At 66.0% G+C, this 19,294-nt stretch carries 16 protein-coding genes and 1 pseudogene; 12 read left to right on the forward strand and 5 right to left on the reverse strand.

Going from position 1 to position 19,294, the window contains the following annotated elements:
• Window positions 1–163 precede the first annotated feature (163 nt).
• Window positions 164–361: pseudogene (locus WD184_06385) on the forward strand (leucine zipper domain-containing protein).
• A 158-nt stretch (window positions 362–519) separates the two neighbouring features.
• Here the strand turns inward: WD184_06385 and WD184_06390 are convergent.
• Window positions 520–1,821: a hypothetical protein gene (locus tag WD184_06390; GenBank protein MEX0826360.1), complete on the reverse strand. Its 1,302-nt coding sequence runs from the start codon at window positions 1,819–1,821 to the stop codon at window positions 520–522.
• A gap of 501 nt (window positions 1,822–2,322) precedes the next feature.
• On the opposite strand from WD184_06390, the gene WD184_06395 reads away from it, so the two are divergent.
• Window positions 2,323–2,484: a hypothetical protein gene (locus WD184_06395; GenBank protein MEX0826361.1), complete on the forward strand. Its 162-nt coding sequence runs from the start codon at window positions 2,323–2,325 to the stop codon at window positions 2,482–2,484.
• Entirely contained in the window at window positions 2,481–2,675 is a 195-nt protein-coding gene (locus tag WD184_06400; protein ID MEX0826362.1) for a hypothetical protein, read from the forward strand. The genes WD184_06395 and WD184_06400 overlap by 4 nt, the downstream gene beginning before the upstream one ends.
• Here WD184_06400 and typA read toward each other — a convergent pair whose 3' ends face one another.
• Both typA and WD184_06410 read right to left on the reverse strand, forming a co-directional pair.
• Window positions 2,676–4,499, reverse strand: a complete 1,824-nt coding sequence (typA, locus tag WD184_06405; protein MEX0826363.1) for a translational GTPase TypA — start codon at window positions 4,497–4,499, stop codon at window positions 2,676–2,678.
• 13 nt (window positions 4,500–4,512) lie between these two features.
• Window positions 4,513–6,075, reverse strand: coding sequence for a DEAD/DEAH box helicase (locus WD184_06410; GenBank protein ID MEX0826364.1), 1,563 nt, complete (start codon window positions 6,073–6,075; stop codon window positions 4,513–4,515).
• Between the two features lie 268 nt (window positions 6,076–6,343).
• Between WD184_06410 and WD184_06415 the strand changes: the two genes are divergently transcribed.
• Window positions 6,344–7,342 (forward strand): TerC family protein, encoded by a 999-nt coding sequence (locus tag WD184_06415; protein MEX0826365.1) that lies wholly within the window; start codon window positions 6,344–6,346, stop codon window positions 7,340–7,342.
• Here WD184_06415 and WD184_06420 read toward each other — a convergent pair.
• Entirely contained in the window at window positions 7,339–7,665 is a 327-nt protein-coding gene (locus WD184_06420) for a hypothetical protein (GenBank protein ID MEX0826366.1), read from the reverse strand. The two genes, WD184_06415 and WD184_06420, sit on opposite strands and share 4 nt — an antisense overlap.
• 8 nt (window positions 7,666–7,673) lie before the next feature.
• Window positions 7,674–8,984, reverse strand: coding sequence for an aspartate aminotransferase family protein (locus WD184_06425; GenBank protein ID MEX0826367.1), 1,311 nt, complete (start codon window positions 8,982–8,984; stop codon window positions 7,674–7,676).
• 78 nt (window positions 8,985–9,062) lie between these two features.
• Here WD184_06425 and WD184_06430 point away from each other — a divergent pair, with 78 nt between their 5' ends.
• The 8 genes from WD184_06430 (at window position 9,063) to WD184_06465 (ending at window position 19,250) form a co-directional block, all read left to right on the forward strand.
• Window positions 9,063–10,499, forward strand: a complete 1,437-nt coding sequence (locus WD184_06430; protein MEX0826368.1) for an aldehyde dehydrogenase family protein — start codon at window positions 9,063–9,065, stop codon at window positions 10,497–10,499.
• Between the two features lie 147 nt (window positions 10,500–10,646).
• Window positions 10,647–12,086 carry a gamma-aminobutyraldehyde dehydrogenase gene (locus WD184_06435; GenBank protein ID MEX0826369.1) on the forward strand — a complete coding sequence of 480 codons (1,440 nt, stop codon included), beginning with the start codon at window positions 10,647–10,649 and terminating at the stop codon, window positions 12,084–12,086.
• A gap of 79 nt (window positions 12,087–12,165) precedes the next feature.
• Window positions 12,166–13,212, forward strand: coding sequence for an ABC transporter ATP-binding protein (locus WD184_06440; GenBank protein ID MEX0826370.1), 1,047 nt, complete (start codon window positions 12,166–12,168; stop codon window positions 13,210–13,212).
• The gene (locus WD184_06445; protein MEX0826371.1) at window positions 13,209–14,099 is read left to right on the forward strand and encodes an ABC transporter permease; all 891 of its coding nucleotides are present in this window, start codon (window positions 13,209–13,211) and stop codon (window positions 14,097–14,099) included. Before WD184_06440 ends, WD184_06445 begins: the two co-directional genes overlap by 4 nt.
• Window positions 14,096–14,953, forward strand: coding sequence for an ABC transporter permease (locus WD184_06450; protein ID MEX0826372.1), 858 nt, complete (start codon window positions 14,096–14,098; stop codon window positions 14,951–14,953). Before WD184_06445 ends, WD184_06450 begins: the two co-directional genes overlap by 4 nt.
• Before the next feature lie 37 nt (window positions 14,954–14,990).
• Window positions 14,991–16,079: a spermidine/putrescine ABC transporter substrate-binding protein gene (locus WD184_06455; protein ID MEX0826373.1), complete on the forward strand. Its 1,089-nt coding sequence runs from the start codon at window positions 14,991–14,993 to the stop codon at window positions 16,077–16,079.
• A 48-nt stretch (window positions 16,080–16,127) separates the two neighbouring features.
• The gene (locus tag WD184_06460; protein ID MEX0826374.1) at window positions 16,128–17,738 is read left to right on the forward strand and encodes an amidohydrolase; all 1,611 of its coding nucleotides are present in this window, start codon (window positions 16,128–16,130) and stop codon (window positions 17,736–17,738) included.
• A gap of 153 nt (window positions 17,739–17,891) precedes the next feature.
• Window positions 17,892–19,250 (forward strand): FAD-dependent oxidoreductase, encoded by a 1,359-nt coding sequence (locus WD184_06465; protein ID MEX0826375.1) that lies wholly within the window; start codon window positions 17,892–17,894, stop codon window positions 19,248–19,250.
• Window positions 19,251–19,294 lie beyond the last annotated feature (44 nt).

The raw sequence follows: 19,294 nt of genomic DNA on the forward strand, positions 1-19,294 counted from the left end.
GACAGCAACCGCTGCCGGGACAACCAAGCCGCCACTAAACCCGGGGCGATTCAAACCGGTCGCTCCAGGCAAGTCCGACTCGATTGCTCATCCGAACACGTACCCAGGGATCCTCAAATCGCTGAGCCATCCATGCCCGGAACAGTCCCCCGCCGCGCACCTGATGAAACCCGAGATCGGAGATCATCCTGTTGCTCAGTTCCTGCGCGAGCGCGGTGTTGACCGTTGGACGACTAAGTCAACCGGGGAGCGGTTTCACGTTGATGCCGCGACGGTTCGGAAGTGGCGGGATCGGTTCGTCGCCGAGGGGAGTCGGAGCTTGCTGGATAGGTCGTCGCGGCCCCGTTGGCTCTCGAAACCGGATACTGCAACGCTAACGGAGGCGGGTTGTCGAGGCTGCGGAGGCGACGTCGGGTAGGGCGCTGACTTCAGCGTGCTCGGGGCACCTCCCCGAAGAGCACAAGTAGTAAGCGCAAACGAGTGGCGAACCGGGGCGGGGTTGCTCCTCTGAGCCGTCCATTAACCCGTCTGAACGCTGAGGTCAAACAGAATCTCAGCGTTCTGGATCTTGCTGTAAGCCTCGAAGGCTTCGCCGCCTCCGCCGGCGACCGGCAACCATCCGTGGTGAATCCCAAAGGCTTTAGAGCCGTTGAACCAAGGCCCGCCGGAGTCACCATCCTGAGAAGCACAGAAACCGCTGAAGCATCCGTTGCTCAGAAGTACCATATCCTCCAATACGACAATATCACCAAGCCAGCTGATGGAAAAGCTGGCTGGGTTGTGCGATATGTACGCACATTCGTAGTCCGTCGTCCTTCCGTAGCGACACACCAGCTGGTCAATGGGGTGTTGCAGATTGGATGCTCGGGACCCCACGGTCCTTCGAGCGTCACCATCTCTCCAATGGAACTTGGGGAGGGCGTCATGAACCGTAGTGCGCCACTCGATATCGCCGTATTCCTCATCCCCGCTCTCAAGAGTCCCACCCCCCCACGGCGTGGAGAAAGGGCCGTGCTTTATGGTGCCATCGAGGTTGTGGTGGTACATCGTCGTTAGACCCTCACAGTGCGACGCCGTGAGGACCCCCTCTGCTCCGTTGGAGTTCTTCCTGACAACAAACGCAGAAGTGCAATATGCTACCGGATCTCCAGCGACGGGCATCTTTGACCCGCCGTAAGCGCCTGTAGCGCGGCCAAGGGTGGCCCCTTCAGGACGTATCTCAACGATCAGGTCACGGGCATCTACCTGGAATGCTTCGTCGAGTCTGATAGCGATCGCCTCGGCGAGCTCGGAGGCGGTCGTGAAAGACGGTCCGGGGGGATCAACGACGACCAGTGCGAGACGTTGCGTTCCCGGTTCGATACTGAGGACCAGGTGGGAGTATCCCAATCCCGTCACAGTGGCGACCACAGCTCGACTCAGAGTCTTCAAGTCCTCGTTGGAATACCTCATCCCTCCCTGCAGCTGAATACCGGGAACACCTGCACCACCGACCAACGAGACCACCTCAGAGGGCACTTCATCCTTGAAGAAGATCGTGGCCGTGCCAGGATTGAACCGGTCCAGCGCCGCACCCGCGAATTGGGACTGCTGGATGTCCTGGGGAATGCGATCAAGGAGATCGCCGAAGGCGATCTGGTAATCCAGCTGCTGACGAACAACCTCAAACGGCATATCGAACTTCTCGGCAATATAAGCGGCGTCAAAGTCAAGAGCCTCGGCCTCAGTCAGAGACAGTTCGTCCTCGTCATGGTCTTCGATCGAAGGGTGTGCCCCCACACCCGCGCCAAATGCCGTCGGAATACCCAGCAGAAGCGCCAAAGTCGCGAATCCGACCACAGACCGTCGCGCTCCCCTCGTCCGGGCAGTTGAACCCACCGCTCGTCTAGCCATCCCACTCCTTTCGGCTCAGTCCCCGTAGGCTACGAGCCAGAACTGCCGAATGTTGGGACTTCTTTCGCGACTCTGGCTTAGGCCGTTGTGTCGGCGTGGTTCGCGTTCCATCCTGTTAGGCCCACTGTGTTTATTCCCGGGCCGACTTCGGCCCTTCGGGCCGAACGGGCGCTGGTCGGCCCTCTTCCCCGAGGGGCGCCGACCCCTCGGACTGCTTGAGAGCCGGCGAGGTCGGCTACCATGAGTATCAACAAGTGTGCGCATTTGGCGTACGGCGCCGGTCCCGTTTTTGTTCCGTTTGGCGGGGTCTCCGTAGGATCCATGCGTCGGTCGCTGCGGGTTCCGGAAATGCGTCGCTTCGGACGGTTCAGGCTCGGAAGGAGCTGACATGTCCAACTATCGCCTGGTTCGCCCCGGCACGGAGATCCGATGAAGAACGACACCACCCGTATCGTCGATGGCAACCGGCAGCGGTGCATGGTCTGTGGGCATCCTCGCAAGGAACACCATGAGAACGACTGCAGCGTTCCCAAGTGCCCCTGCAACGCTTACACGATGCGTGCCGCCAAGGGGCAAGCGGCCTCCTCGTGACCTCGAACCCGGCCGAGCCGACCGAGGACGAGCGCCGCAAGAGTGATTCCGCCGAGGCCGAACGGCTTCGGATCCAGGAAAGCGCCGCGGCCGAGCACGTCCGCAAGGAGTCGAATGCCGAAGCCGAACGGGTGCGCCTCAAGGATCACGACGAGGCCGAGGTCCGCCGCCGCGAAGACCGTACAGGCTGATCAGCGCTGCTTGAGGCGCTTGCGTTCGCTCTCGGTCAGGTGGCGCTTCCGCACCCTGATTGCGCTGGGGGTCACCTCGACGAGTTCGTCGTCTGAGATCCATTCGACCGCCAATTCCAGGGTCAGGGCACGGTGGGGCTTGAGCTTGATCGCCTCGTCGGCGTTGGCGGCACGGATGTTCGTCAGTTCCTTGGGCTTGGCCGGGTTGACCTGCATCTCTCCCGGTCGGGACGCCTCGCCGATGATCATCCCCTCGTAGACCTCTTCTCCCGGGCCGACGAACAACTCACCCCGCTTCTGCAGATTGTCGAGGGCGAATCCGGTGGTGTTTCCCTTGCGGTCGGCCACGATCGCCCCTCCGATCCGGTGGGGGAGTTCCCCGGCCCACGGCATCCACCCGGCGTGATGCTGATGGACCAGGGCGGTGCCACGGGTCGAGGTCATCAAGAGTGATCGGAACCCGATGAGGCCGCGGGCCGGTGCCTCCAGCGTCACGACGGTGCGTCCGGTGTCGCCCGGGCGCAGGTCGGTGATCTTGCCTTTGCGCGGCGCCGCCGCCTGGGTGATGGTTCCGACGTGCTCGTCTGGCACATCGACCACAGCCCGCTCCAACGGCTCGTGCGGCTTGCCGTTGATCTCGCGAATGACCACTTCGGGCCGGCTCACCTGGAGCTCGAATCCTTCGCGGCGCATCGTCTCGATGAGCACACACAGCTGCAGCTCGCCGCGACCGGACACCTCGATCACCTCAGGGGACGAGGTGTTGCCGATCCGAATCGAGACATTGCCGAGCACCTCTTTCTCGAGGCGCTCGCGAATCTGGCGGGAGGTCAGCAACTTCCCATCTCGCCCCGACAGCGGCGCGGTGTTCACCCCGAAGGTCATCCGCAGGACCGGCTCGTCGACTTCGAGCCGGGGGAGTGGAACCGGGTTGATCGGGTCGGCCAGGGTGTCGCCGATCTCCACCTCAGGAAATCCCGCGATCACGAACAGGTCCCCGGCGGTTCGCTCCTCCACGTCGACTCTCCCCAAACCAACGAACCCGAGGAGCTGGGTCAGCCGCCGTTTGAGTGGCGGCTCCTCGACATTCGAGTGGCACAACACCACCTGATGCCCGCTGCGAAGAGTGCCCTGGACCACTCTGCCGATGGCCAGGCGCCCCAGGTAGTCGGACGCGTCGAGGTTGGTTACGAGGGCCTGCAGCGGGGCGTCACTGTCGCCCGCGGGAGCGGGGATCGACTCCACGATGGCGTCGAGCAGTGGCCCGAGATCGGCGCCGTCGTCGGGCACGCCCAACCCCACCATCGCCCTGCCGAGTCGGGCCACCGTGGAGATGATCGGGAATTCGATGTTCTCTTCGGAGGCGTCGAGGTCGAGGAAGAGTTGGTAGACCTCGTCGACCACCGCATCGATACGGGCCTCGCGGCGATCCACCTTGTTGATGACCACCACTGCCGGCAGGTGAAGGGCGAGCGCCTTCGAGAGCACGTAGCGGGTCTGGGGCATGGGGCCCTCTGCGGCATCGACGAGCAGGAGCACGCCATCGACCATGGCCAGCGCCCGCTCGACCTCGCCCCCGAAGTCGGCGTGTCCGGGGGTGTCGACGAGGTTGATCTTCGTGCCCTTCCACTCCACAGAGGCGGCCTTGGCCAGGATCGTGATGCCGCGTTCACGCTCCTGGTCGCTCGAGTCCATGACGCGATCGACCCTGGCTTCGTGCGCCGAGAACACTCCAGTAGCGCCGAGCATGGCGTCGACCAGCGTTGTCTTGCCGTGGTCGACGTGGGCGATCAGTGCGACGTTGCGGATCGAGGCAGGCGGCATGATTTGACTGCTGTCAGGCGCCTTGACCGCGGGGGCGGGCAAGCCTGACCGTCAGGTCGCGTCCCTCCATGTCGGCTCCGTGCAGGGCGTCGACCGCAGTGGCGGCCTCGCGGGGATGCATGTCGACGAACCCGAACCCGCGGGACCTGCCGGTCTTGCGGTCGATGATGATCGTCGTCTGATGGACGGTGCCGAAGGGGCTGAACAGTGCGGCGAGGTCCTGGTCGGTGGTCGTCCACGGGAGGTTGGCCACGTACAGGCTCTCGGCACCCGGAGGTGTCTGCTTTGCGGCAGAGAACACCTTGTCGGCTCCGTTGCCCGTCGAGCTGTGCTCCGCAGACCGGCGGGGCGCGCTCGCCTCACGGCCCCGCGGACGGTCGGTTCGACCGCGTCCGCGCTCGCTGTCGCGCTCGCGCCGTTTGGTGGGCAGGCTTCCCATCGTGTGCCCGCCGTTGCGTAGCGACGCCATGCTCGGGATGTCGAAGCTCGAGCGAAGCCCCAGATCCTGCTGGAGGCGCTTGGCGGCGCGCTCCTGGTCGCGTCCCACCAGGCTGACCACGGTTCCTGTGGCGCCGGCGCGGGCAGTGCGGCCCGAGCGGTGCAGATAATCTTTGTGGTCGGTGGGCAGGTCGAAGTGGATCACCGAGGCGACCGCTTCGACGTGGATCCCGCGGGCGGCGACATCGGTGGCGATGAGCGCCTTGACCCGGCCGTTCGAGAAACTCGCCAGCGCCGCATTGCGCTGACCCTGCGAGCGTCCTCCATGGAGCACGGCTGAAGCCACGCCCAACTTGTCGAGCTGCTTGGCGAGGCGGTCCGCCCCGTGGCGAGTACGGGTGAAGACGATGGAGCGACCCATTTCGCCGACCACCTGAGCCGTTTGCTGCACCCGGTCGTGGCTGTCCACCGACCAGAAGTGGTGGCGGGCATCGATCGTGTCGGGCTCCACGGTGCCGGCGTCATGCCGAACCGGATTCCGTTGATAGTCGCGGCTCAGCACCGCGACATCACCGTCGAGGGTGGCGGAGAAGAGCATCGTCTGGCGATTGCGGGCCGTCTTGTCGAGGATCCTCCGCACCGCCGGCATGAATCCCATGTCGGCCATGCGGTCGGCTTCGTCGACGACCACGATTTCGACCTCGGCCAGATCGATCAATCGCTGTTCGATGAGGTCTTCGAGTCGGCCCGGGGTGGCGACGAGGACGTCGATCCCGCGGCGGAGCGCGTTCTTCTGCGGCCCGTAAGACACGCCGCCGTAGATGGCGAACACGCTGCGCGAGGCGATGCCGGCCAGCGGCGCCAGCTCCCGCTTTATCTGCTCGGCGAGCTCGCGCGTTGGGGCGAGGATCAACGCCCGGGGGCGGTTCTTGTTGGCGCGGGCGACCCGAGCCAGCATCGGCAGGCCGAAGGCCAGCGTCTTGCCGGATCCGGTGGGCGCTTTGCCCGAGACATCCCGGCCTTCCATGACATCGGGGATGGCGGCGGATTGGATCGGGAACGGGTCGGTGATACCGCCCTTGGCAAGGGCGCGCACGAGCGGTTCGGGCAGCCCGAGTTGGGCGAACGTGATGGACATGAGTGAGTCTCTCCTGGCCCCCGGAGGGGTGATCGATTGAATGTGCCGAGCTCTGCCCAACCGGCGCGGCAACACGCCGTGCGCGGTCGAGGGTCGGCCGAAGAGGCAATCGAGCCGGGGAACAAGCCATACCGTTGAGTCACCGGGGAAGCGAATTTCCGCTGGCCTCCACCCGGTGCGGCCTTCCCACTGTAACAGGCATCGCGACCCGTCCATTCCCAGGCCGACCGGGGTGTTCTTACCGGTGTGGGGACGCTAGAAAGGGGTCGTGCTGGCTGCCCCTGCAATTCCTCGCGAGAACTTCGTCTCCATCGACGTGCCGATGGGAGCTTGGATCGGCCTCGGCATCACCATCCTCATCCTGCTGTCCATCGACCTCTATCGCCATCGGGACGACCACGAGCCTTCGCAACGCGAAGCGCTATTCGAATCGGGGGCCTGGGTGGCTTGCGGCCTGGCCTTTTCCGGCGTCGTCGCGTTCGTGTGGGGCGCAGAAGCATTCGGCGAATATCTGTCGGGGTACCTGATCGAGAAGTCCCTCAGCGTGGACAACGTCTTTGTGTGGGCGATCCTCCTCACGACGCTGGCCGTGCCCCTCAAGTACCAGCACCGGGTGCTGTTCTGGGGAATCTTCGGGGCGCTGGTGTTCCGGGGGCTGTTCATCGGCCTCGGCACCGCGCTGGTCACCCGGTTCGTGTTCGTCCTGGTGATCTTCGGAGTGTTTCTCGTGTTCACCGGAGCAAAGGTCATCCGGCACCGCGACGACGAAGGAGAAGGTGCGAACAAGATCCTCGGACTGGTGCAACGTTTCGTGCCGGTGTCGAAGGAACTCGATGGGCACAACTTCTTCACGAAGGTCAACGGGCGACGCCTCGCCACCCCGCTGTTCGCCGCCCTGATCGTGGTGGAGATCACCGACATCATCTTCGCGGTCGACTCGGTGCCGGCGATCCTGGCCGTCTCGCACGAACCGTTCCTGGTCTACTCGTCCAACGCCTTTGCGATCCTCGGCCTGCGGGCGATGTACTTCCTACTCGCCAACGCCCGCAAGCGGTTCCACTACCTGTCGCACGGACTGGGAGCGGTGTTGATCTTCGTGGGGCTCAAGATGACTGTGGCCCCGTGGTACCACGTCAACACCTTCCTCTCTCTCGGGGTGATCCTCTCGATCCTGGCCGCGGCGATGATCTTCAGCGAGCGACGCCAGCGGAGGCTGCAGGCGGCGGGGGACCCGGCGCACCTGCCGCACGACCACGACGAGGTCTAGTGGCCGCTGCCGACCGCCCGGCTGATGGCCAGCTGGGCATCGGCGAGATCCTCCAACATCCGGGCGTAGATAGGCATGCGCTTCTCCGTGCAGCAGCCGACCTGCAAGCGCCCGATCTGACTGCCCATCTCCTCGAGGGTCACGATGGCGGCCGGGGCCACCTCGGGCTTGGATGCGATCTCCTCGATCTCCCGGCGGACGGCAGCCAGGGCGGCGGCCAGTGCCTTCATCCGCGGGCTGCGTCCTGGGTCGCAGCAGCCGGCGTCGAGTTTCGCCAGGGCGACCTCGAAGTCGGCCAGAGCCGCTCCGGCGATCGGAGCCACCGCCCCCATCAACCCAGTGCCTCACCCAGGGCTTCGCGGAACGCAGTCAGCGAAAGTTCGACCTCGGCGTCACCGTGGGCCGCCGAGACGAACCATGGCTCCCGGGCGTCGTCGCAGGGCATGACGCCGCGGGCGATCATTCCCATCACGACCTTCGAGTACAGCTCCTCGTCATGCCCCCCGACATCCCGGAAATCGCGCGGCGGCTCTTCACCGAAGAAGATCCCGAACATCGACGGTGGTCCGAGCACATGGGCAGCCAACCCCTTCTCCGAGCAGATGCCGCGGATGCCCTCGATCAGGGCAGTGCCGGCGCGGTCGACCGCGGCGAGCGGTGCTCCGGTCAGCAACTCACGAATGGTGGCGGCGGTCGCCGCGGCCGACAGACCATTGCCCGAATAGGTGCCCGCCTGCATCACCCCGCCGTCGGCCCAGGCCCCCACCACGTGTTCGCGCCCGGCCACCGCTGCCACCGGGAACCCGTTGCCCATCGACTTGGCGAAGGTCGCCACGTCGGGAGTCACCCCGAACCACTCCTGGGCGCCGCCGAGGGCGATGCGGAAGCCGGTCTTCACCTCGTCGAAGATCAACACCACGCCGTGCTCGTCGCACAGGGAACGGAGCCCGGCGAGATAGCCGTCGTCGGGCATCACTCCGAAGTAGTTGCCCATGATCGGCTCCACGATCACGCAGGCGATCCGTCCCCCGTCTCGCACGAACAGGCGCTTCACGGCTTCGAGGTCGTTGAACGGCAGGGTGCGCACCAACGCCCGGATGGCCTCGGGAATGCCGGAGGAGGTTTGCAGCGGCACCGGGCTGCGGCGCGAACCCATGGCGCCGGGTGCCGCACCCGCGGTGGAGAACAGCACGTAGTCGTGGGCGCCGTGATAGGAACCTTCGAACTTGAGGATGATGTCCTTGCCGGTCACCGCCCGGGCGAGCCGGATGGCGTGCATGGTTGCCTCGGTGCCGGTGTTGGTGAACCGCAGCCGGTCCACCCACGGCACCGCCGCCTTGAACAGCTCGGCGGCCTCGATCTCGCGCGCCGACGTCATCGCGAAGGTCGTGCCTGAAGCAGCGGCCTCGGCCACCGCCGAAGAGATGGCGGGATGGGCATGGCCGAGGATCACCGGGCCGAACCCCAACTGGTAGTCGACATACCGCTTGCCGTCCATGTCCTCGACGTAGGCTCCGTCGCCTCGCTGGATCACCAGCGTGTCCTCGGGGCCCCAGTAGCGAAACCCGCTCGACACGCCGTTGACCAGCACGGCGTTCGCCCTCTGATACCAGTCTGAAGTGGTGGGACCCTGCAGGCCCATGGTTTGAACTCCTCTCGCGGAGCGGCGAGTGTAAGGGGTGAGCGCTCCGCTGGTAGCGTCGCTCGTCCGGAGTGGGAGGTGGAAGTGGCCGCGGTGGCCAAGATCTACATCGGCGGAGAGTGGACCGAGGGAACGGGAGACGAGGCCCACGAGCTGATCAGCCCCGTCACCGGGGAGCTCGTGGCCACCGTCCCCATCGCCTCGGCCGCCGACATCGACCGGGCCGTTCTCGCCGCTCGGGCCGCCCAGGACGATTTCCGCCACTGGTCGCCCTTCGAACGGGCCGATCTCTGCCACCGGATCGCCGGAGCGATCGAGGAGATGGTGGAGGAGATCGCCCGGATCCAGACCCTCGAGCAGGGCAAGCCGTACCACGCCGAGTCGTTGGAGGACATCCAGGAGGCGAACCAGTACTTCATCAACGCCGCGGAAGACATCAAGCGCCTCGGCGGTGAAGTGATCCCCACCACCGATCGCAACAAGCGGATGTTCACCTTCCGCCGGCCGGTGGGGGTGTGGGCGGCGATCACGCCGTGGAACTTCCCGGTGACCATCCCGCTCGAGTACATCGGCCCCGCTCTCGCCGCTGGCAACGCGGTGATCGCCAAGCCGCCGGAGTTCACCTCACTGGCCCTACTCAAGCTGGCGGAGGCGTTCGATGCAGCAGGCGTGCCCAAGGGCCTGGTTTCCGTGATCCCGGGCGGGGCCTCGGTGGGTGATGCGCTGGTGAGCCACTCCGGAGTCGATGCCGTCGGCTTCACCGGGTCGAGCGAAACCGGCCGCAAGATCATCGCCCGCATGGGGATCAAGCGCTCGATCATGGAGATGTCGGGGAACGGGCCCACCATCGTCACCGACGACGCCAACATCGCCGCCGCGGCCGAAGCCGCCGTCTACGGGGCGTATTACAACGCCGGCCAGGTCTGCTGTGCCACCGAGCGGGTGATCGTCGTCGATTCGGTCCACGACCAGTTCGTCGAGGCGGCGCTCGAGGCAGCGACGGTGGTGCGACTCGGCGACCCGTTCGACGAGGCCACCAACATGGGCCCGCTCAACAACGAGCCGACTGCGGCCAAGATGGACCGCCACCTGGCCGACGCCGCCGAGCGCGGTGCCGACGTACTGCGGGGTGGCGGGCGGGCTCCCGGGTTCCCGACCGCGCTCTACTACGACTTCACGGTCGTCGACCGGGTGCCCGAGGAGAGCCTGCTGTCGACCGACGAGTCGTTCGGCCCGGTGCTGCCGATCCTCACCGCCTCCGACGATGCCGAAGCGGTCGCCATGGCCAACCGTACCCGCCTCGGTCTCCAGGCGGCCGTGTTCACCAACTCGCTGCAGAAGGCGTTCTGGTACGCCGATCGCATCCGCTCGGGCACAGTGGTCATCAACGACTCCACGGACTTCTGGGAGACCTTTCAACCGTTCGGCGGCGCCGCCGGCACCGACACCGGCTGGGGCCGGGGGCGGATCGAGGAGTTCACCGATCTACAGACACTGGTGATCGACGTCGGGTAGATCCCGCCTCCCGCCCTCCGCCTTCTGCCTTCCGCAGGAATTCTGGAAGGGGGACTGGCGACTGGAGACTGGTGACTGGTGACTGGTGACTGGAGACTGGTGACTGCGTCCGCTAGTAGCGTCGTGCCAATTCACCGGGAGGTCAGGATGGGTTGGCGGCTCTGGATCGGTGGTGGGTGGCAGGACAGCGACGGCGTGGTCTCCGTCGAAGTCGAGAACCCGTCGAATGGCGAAGTGGTCGATCAAGTGACCGAATCGACCCGGGGCGACGTGGATCGGGCTGTTCAGGCAGCGCGCACGGCCTTCTACGGGGGAGAGTGGTCGAAGGCGGCGCCAGCCGAGCGGTCCGAGGCCCTCTACAAGCTGGCGTCGCTCCTCGAGCAACGGGCCGAAGACTTCGCCCGCATCGAGAGCGAGGACACCGGCAAGCCGTACCAGTCGATGAGCCTCGCGAACGATGTGCCTTTCTCGGTGGACAACCTGAAGTTCTTCGCCGCCGCCGCCCGCAGCTGGGCGGGTACCGCTGCAGGGGACTTCCTCAAGGGCTACACCTCGATGTTGCGCCGCGAGCCGGTGGGCGTCGTCGGCCAGATCACCCCGTGGAACTACCCGCTGAACATGGCGGTGTGGAAGATCGGCCCGGCGCTCGCCGCCGGGTGCACCGTCGTGCTCAAGCCCGCTCCGACCACGCCACGGACCACCCTGATGCTCGCGGAGATGTCGAAAGAAGCGGGCATTCCCGACGGGGTATTCAACGTGGTCACCGGCGGCAACGACGTGGGCCAGGCGATCGTCGAGCACCCCGACGTCCGCATGGTCTCGCTCACCGGCTCCACCCCTGCCGGAAAGCGGGTGATGGCGACAGCGGCCGAAACGCTGAAGCGGGTGCACCTCGAACTCGGTGGTAAGGCACCGTTGCTGGTGTTCGACGACGCCGACATCGAGGCGTTGGCAGCCGGAGCGACGGTGGGCGCCACCTTCAACTCCGGCCAGGACTGCACCGCGGCCACCCGGGTCTATGTCGAGCGGAGCCGCTACGCCGAGGCGGTCGATGCTGTCGCCGGGGCAATGAGCGCCGTCAAGGTGGGCGGGCCCTACGACGCCGACGTATCGATGGGACCGCTCATCTCGGCGCGTCAGTTGGAGCGGGTGCGCGGCTTCGTCGACCGGGCGAAGTCGGCCGGCGGCAAGGTGCTGGTCGGGGGAGGCACCCCGCAGGGTCTCGACAAGGGCTACTACTTCGAGCCCACTGTCATCACCGACGCCGATCAGCGCTCGGAGATCGTCCAGGACGAGGTATTTGGGCCGGTGCTGGTCGTGCTACCGATCGACTCCGAGGAGCAGGCGATCGAGTACGGCAACGACGTCCTCTACGGCCTGGCTGCATCGGTGTGGACCAAGGACACCGGCCGGGCGATGCGGATGGCCCGCGATCTCGAGTTCGGCACGGTGTGGATCAACGACCACCTGCCCATCACCTCCGAGTTCCCCCACGGCGGGTTCAAGCAGTCCGGCTTCGGCAAGGACCTGTCCGAAGAGGCCATGCTCGACTACACGATCAGCAAGCACGTGGTGATCAAGCAGTGACCGGGACGTGACGAGACCCGCCGCGGTTGCGTAGCATCGCCCGTCTCCGGGAGGTGGCCGAGTGAGAGTCGCGGTCGAGATGCAGGACGTGTCGAAGGCGTTCGGCGACGTCCACGCGGTCAACGACCTCAACCTCGCCATCGAGGATGGCGAGTTCTTCTCCCTCCTTGGTCCGAGCGGTTGCGGTAAGACCACGACGCTGCGAATGATCGCCGGGTTCGAGTTCCCCACCTCGGGCTCTCTGAAGATCCACGGCGTCGAGATGGGCCTGCAGCCACCGAACAAGCGTCCCGTCAACACCGTCTTTCAGTCATATGCCCTCTTCCCGCACATGAACGTCGCCGAGAACGTCGGATTCGGCTTGCGGATGAAGGATGTGGGCAAGACCGAGTCCGAGCAGCGGGTGGCGCGGGCGCTCGACATGGTGCAGCTCTCCGATCGGGCGGACGCCTCCCCGAACCAGCTTTCTGGTGGCCAGCAGCAGCGGGTGGCGCTCGCCCGCGCTCTCGTCAACGAGCCCGAGGTGTTGCTGCTGGACGAACCGCTCGGTGCCCTCGATCTCAAGCTGCGCCAGGCGATGCAGGTGGAGCTCAAGGTCCTCCAGGAACGGGTCGGTATCACCTTCATCTACGTGACCCACGACCAGGAAGAAGCCCTCACCATGAGCGACCGGATCGGCGTGATGAGCGGTGGACGGCTGCTGCAGGTGGGTACACCAGAGGAGATCTACGAGCGGCCCTCGTCGCGCTTCGTGGCGGACTTCATCGGCGAGATCAATCTGCTGCCGGCCAGCGTGGTCGATCACCACTCGGTGCGCCTGCTCGGAGGCTTGGTCGTCAAGGCCGAGACCGGGGCGCCCGCCGGTCAGGAAGTCACAATGGCGGTGAGGCCCGAGCGGTTGGAGCTCTATGGCCCTAGCGAGCACGTCCCCGACGGTCTCAACCGCGTCGAGGGTTCGATCATCAGGCGCATCTACTTCGGGGACGTCTTCTACTACGAGGTCGACACGCCTGCAGGCGTGGTCGAGGTGAAAGAGGAGAACCGCCCCGGGGTCGAACTGTTCCACGCCGCCGACCGGGTGGTAGTGGGGTGGGATCAGGCGGCGACGATCGTCGTTGCGAATTGAGCCCCGACGCGATCGTCGAGTCCGCCCGCCCCGAGTTGGAGAGGGCCGCCCGCAAGGCCGAGTCGCGTCGCGGCCTTTTGATCGCGTTCCCGGCCTGGGCCTATCTGATGGTGTTCTTCCTGGTCCCCCTGGTGATCGTGTTCGTGTACTCCTTTGCCACCCGGAGCTCTACCGGGCGTACCGTGCTGGAAGGCTGGAACCTCGACAGCTATCGGCGGCTGTTCGACCCGCTGGTCTTCGACATCTTCCGACGTTCCATTGTCCTCGCGTTGATTACCACCGTGATATGCCTGGTGGTCTCGTATCCATTCGCCTACTACATCGCTACCCGCGGTCCGCGGGTTCGCAACGTCCTGCTGGTGCTGGTGATGATCCCGTTCTGGTCGAACTTCCTGGTCCGCACCTACGCCTGGAAGGTGCTCCTCGGCAGCGACGGTCCCCTTTCCCAGCTGGCGCAGGCGATGGGCGGGGAGCCAATCCGCCTGCTGTTCACCAATACCGCGGTCCTGATCGGCCTGGTCTACGGGTTTCTTCCCTTCATGGTGTTGCCGCTCTACGCCGCCCTGGAGCGAATGGACTGGAGCCTGGTGGAGGCTGCCCGGGATCTCTACGCCAGCGGATGGCAGGCCTTTCGGAGGGTGACGTGGCCGCTGTCGCGCCCCGGGGTGATCGCCGGATCGATCCTGGTCTTCATCCCCGCGCTTGGGGCATACGTGACCCCGGCCATCCTCGGAGGTGCGACCAACGTGCTGATCGGGGATTACATCGTCAGCCAATTCCTCGCCGCGCGCAATCAGCCGTTCGGTGCAGCCCTTTCGTTCGGAATCATGGTCGTGATGCTGGCCGGGACGGTCATCTACTTCCGCTCGGGAGCCAAGAACGCATGAGCGCCCAAGGGCTGCGGCCCAATAGCCCGTCGGAGCGGCTGCTCGCAACCAACGCATGGATCGTCTACGCGTTCTTCTACGCGCCGATCCTCGTGTTGATCGTGTTCTCGTTCAACGACAACAACAACGTCGGAATCTGGACCGAGCCTTCGCTGCGTTGGTACCGCGATGTGCTGTCGAACGACGCAGTGCTGAACGCGATCAAGATCTCCGTCATCGTCGCGGTGATCAGCACCCTGGTGTCGACGGTCCTGGGGACCATGGCGGCACTGTCGCTGGAGCGGTTCCGCTATCGCGGTCAGCGAGCCTTCGATGGCCTCGTCTATCTGCCCATCATCATTCCGGACGTGACGATGGCGGTGATGCTCCTGCTCTTCTTTGCCCAGGGTTTCCATTTCCTCGACTCGGCCCTGGGATTTCGTCCCTCATTCGGAGTGGCCACCATCTCGCTGAGCCACATCGCATTCAACATCTCGTTCGTTGCGGTGGTGGTTCGGGCCCGGTTGGGCATGATGGATCCCCGGTTGGAGGAAGCCGCCGCCGACCTCTATGCCTCTCGGTGGCAGACCTTCCGCCGCGTCACCCTGCCGCTCATTCTCCCGGGAGTCCTCGGGGGGGCCCTGCTGGCCCTGACCTTGTCACTGGACGACGTCGTCGTGACCAGCTTCGTGGCCGGCCCGGGCGCGACCACCCTGCCGGTGTACGTCTTTGGCCTGGTGAGGCGGGGGGTCACGCCGCTGATCAACGCGATCAGCACGCTGATGCTGGTGGCATCGATGGTGCTGGTCGCCTTGTCGCTCGGCCTACAGAGAACCTCCCGAACTAGAGTCACGCCGGTTGGTGATGACCAATGACATTGCGGATAATTGTCAAAGCATGGGAGAGAGATCGATGAAACGGATTCGTGAATTTGCCGTTCTCGCGGCTGCGCTGGCGCTAGTGGTGGCTGCCTGCGGAGACGACTCGGATGGCGACGGCGAGACGCTGGCGTGCGACGTGGGCCAGATCGACGGCACCACCCTCAACTTCTACAACTGGTCCGAGTACATGGACCCCGACCTGATCGCGGCTTTCGAAGCCGAGTTCAGCGTCGATGTGGTGGAGTCGTTCTACGAATCGAACGAAGCGATGCTCGCCCAGCTCCAGTCAGGGGTGGCGTACGACCTCGTGGTGCCCTCCGATTACATGATCAAGATCATGATCGACGAGGGGCTGCTCCATGCCCTCGACAAGGACGCCCTGGCGAACTACGGCAACCTCGCCGAGGACTTCCGCACCCAGCCTTATGACCCGAACGGCGACTACTCGGTCGCCTACCAATACGGAACCACCGGGCTCGGGGTGAACCTTGAGGCGGTGGGCGAGTACTTCGTCGAGAGTTGGGCACTGGTGTTCGACCCAGAGATCACCCAGCATTTCGCCGGCGGTGTCTCGGTGCTGAACGACCCGCGCGAGACGATGGGTGCTGCCCTCGAATATCTGGGGTACTCACTCAACGACACGACCCTTGAGCACCTCGAGGAGGCCACCCAGCTGATCAAGGACGCCAAGGCGTACATCACCACGTTCGACTCCGACCAGTACGACGAGAACCTCGTCAACGGCGAGGTCGCCGTCGCCCACGGCTACTCGGGCAACATGATCGTGGCGATGAGCGAGGCCGACGACCCGGACAACTTCGTGTATGTCCTCCCCGAGGAGGGGGCGACCCTCTGGATCGACAATATGGCGATTCCGACCGTGTCGAACGCGCCTTGTACCGCCCACACGTTCATCGACTTCCTGCTGGATGCCGAGAACGGGGCCGCTTTGACCAACTGGAACTACTACGGCAGCCCCAACGAGGCGGCCACGCCGTTCATCGAGCAGGAAGTCGTCGACTTCTATGCCGGGACGGCCACCGCCAACCTCGAGGTGATCACCGACACCGGTGATTACGAGATCAACTTCACCGACAAGTTGGCGGAAGCCAAGAGCTGAGGCGTCGGGGGACGTCCGGAAGGCCGGGCGTCCCCCCGCCCCACCCTGATGGCGGCCGACCTCGTCTTTCGCAACGGGTTCGTTTTCCGTGCCGACGCGGCGCGGTCGTGGGCCTCGACGGTCGGTGTGTCCGGCAGCCGCATCTCATCGGTGGGTGGATCGGAAGTCGACTCGATCGGGCCGAACGCCCGGGTGGTGGATCTCGAGGGGCGGGTGCTGGTACCCGGCTTTCAGGATGCCCACGTGCATCCCGCCACCGCCGGGCGGAACATGCTGGGCTGTGATCTTGCCGGCACCGCCGACCGCGGCGAAGCAGAGACACTCATCGGTCGCTACGCGCTCGAGCACCCCGATCGACCCTGGGTGACCGGCGGCGGGTGGCGTTTCGACTGGTTCGAGCGGGGGATGCCTACCCGGGACCTGCTGGACGCCCTGGTGCCAGATCGACCCGCCTACCTGCGAGTCGCCGACGGCCATGCGGGGTGGGCCAACACCAGGGCCTTCGCCGCTGCCGGCATCGATCTGACCACGCCGGACCCGGCCTTCGGCCGGATCGAGCGACTGTCCGACGGGACGCCGCAGGGCACTGTCCAGGAAGGCGCCATGGACCTGATCGAGCGTGCCATGCCTCCGGATTCCGATGAGGACGTCGAGCGCGCCCTGCTCGCCGCTCAGGACTACCTGATTTCGCTCGGCATCACCGCCTGGCAGGACGCCGCGGTGGGGCACCGACTCCACGGGGCCTACGCCCGGCTCGCGGCCGATGGCAGGCTGCGTGTCTCGGTGCGGGCTGCGCATTGGTGGGAGCCGGATGACGGCATCGACCAATTGGAGGAGTTCGAGGATCGTCGGCGCGGCTCCGTGGGCCGGTACCACGCCGGATCGGTGAAGTTGATGCTCGACGGCGTCTGCGAGAACTTCACCGCGCGAATGCTGTTGCCCTACCTCGACGATCAGGGCCGGCCCACCACCAACACGGGTTCGGACCACATCGACCCAGCAGCCCTCCCCGACATCGTGGAAGCGGTGATGCGGCGCGGTTTCCAACCGCACTTCCACGCACTGGGCGACGCGGCGGTGCGCGGGGCGCTCGACGCCGTCGCCGCGGCGAATGCCCGAATCGGCCACCCGACCGACCTCCGCCCCCACCTCGCCCACATCCAGGTGGTCCATCCCGACGACATCGCCCGCTTTCGGGAGGTGGGCGCGGTGGCCAACGCTCAGGCGCTCTGGGCCTGCCACGACGACGCCATGGACGTGATGACCCTGCCGTTTCTCGATCCACAATGCCGGGGCCACCAATACCCCTTCCGCAGCATTCTCGATGCCGGGGGCACGCTGGCGATGGGGAGTGACTGGTCGGTGACGACGCCCGACGTCCTGTCCCAGGTCGATGCCGCGGTCAACCGCAAGGTCATCGGCGACGGCACCCGGCCGGCGTTCCTACCCGACGAGCGGATCTCGGTGGCCGACGCCCTGGTGGCGTTCACCGCGGGGTCGGCATTCGTCAACCATCTCGATGCCGACCGGGGCACGATCCGACCCGGAGCGATCGCCGACCTCGCCGTTCTCGACGGCAATCCGTTCTCCTCCTCCGACATCGCCTCGATCCGGGTGGGCATGACGGTGATCGGGGGAGAGGTGGTTTTCGAGAGGTGAGGCTCCGGCTCCAGCCACAGCTCCAGCCAGAGCAATCTCTCCAGCCCGCTCTCGAACGTTCGGCCTCGGGCACCGATCTGTGGCCTTGGCTGGACTGGCCGGAGCCGTAGCTGGGGCAGGGGCTGGCAACAGCCCCTCTACCATCCCCCCGCAATGACCCGCACCGAAGAGCCGGTCTCCTTCTGGATGTCGCGTGCCGAGCGACCGGTGCGACTCCGGCTCGAGCGGGACCTCGACGTCGACGTGTGCATCGTGGGGGCGGGATACACCGGCCTGTGGACCGCCTACTACCTGGCCGAGGCGGACCCGTCGTTGCGCATCGCGGTGGTGGATGCCGAGCACGTCGGGTTCGGGGCGTCCGGCCGCAACGGCGGTTGGGCGTCGGGCAAACTTGCCGGGCTCGACAAGGCTTTGGCAGATCCGAAACGCCGCGACCCCGCCCGCCGCCTGCAAGTGGCGATGTACGACACGCTCGGTGAGATGGAGCGGGTCCTTGCCGCCGAGAGCATCGACTGCGACTTCCATCGCGGCGGCACCGTGGTCGTGGCCACCTGCGACGCCCAGGTGCACAACCTGCGCCGGGCGGTGGCGATCAAACACGAGGCCGGTTTCGGACCCGACGACTTGCGGTGGTTGGATCCTGCCGAGACCCGCGAGCGGATCCGGCCGGCGGTGGTCGAAGGTGCCACCTACACCCCGCACTGCGCCGCGCTCGAACCCGCCCGGTTGGTGCTGGGGCTGGCCGCGGCGTGCGAACGCCGGGGGGTGCAGATGTTCGAGCGCAGTCCGGGGGAGATCGTTCCCGGTGGGGTGAGGACCGCGGGCGGGTTGGTCCGGTCACCGATCGTCGTTCGGGCCACAGAGGCCTACCGGCAGCACACCCGGGCGGTGATCCCGGTCTATTCGCTGATGATCGTCACCGAGCCGTTGGATGCGGGTACCTGGGACGAGATCGGGCTGGGGGACCGGGAGACCTTCTCGGACGGCCGCCACCTCATCGTCTACGGGCAGCGCACCGCCGACGGACGGATCGCCTTCGGAGGCCGGGGTGCCCCGTATCACTACGGATCACGGATCCGGCCCGGCTTCGATCACGAGCCTGAAGTGTTCGACTACCTGGGGCGCACTCTGCGTGCCATGTTCCCGGCGCTCGCCCGCACCGAGATCGAGGCGGCGTGGGGCGGTCCCCTGGCGATACCGCGTGACTGGCAGCCATCGACCCGTTTCGATCGTGCCAGCGGGGAGGCAGTCGCCGGTGGCTACGTGGGGCAGGGGGTGGCGGCGGCGAACCTCGCCGCCCGCACCCTTCGCGATCTCATCCTCGACCGGCGGTCGGATCTGACCGATCTGCCCTGGGTGGGTCACCGGTCGCGCCAGTGGGAACCCGAGCCGCTCCGGTGGTCCGGGGTGAACCTCGGACGGATCCTTACCGAGTCGATCGACCGGGCCGAGAAGGCGGGCCGCCGCCCCCGGGTCCGCCACGCCATCCTCGAACGCCTGCCAATTGGGTGAAGGGGCGGCCGTTTGGCGCCCCCCGGGGGGGGGGGGGGGGGGGG

This window comes from Acidimicrobiia bacterium (assembly GCA_040878325.1).
Lineage (GTDB): Bacteria > Actinomycetota > Acidimicrobiia > Spongiisociales > UBA11373 > JAUYIV01.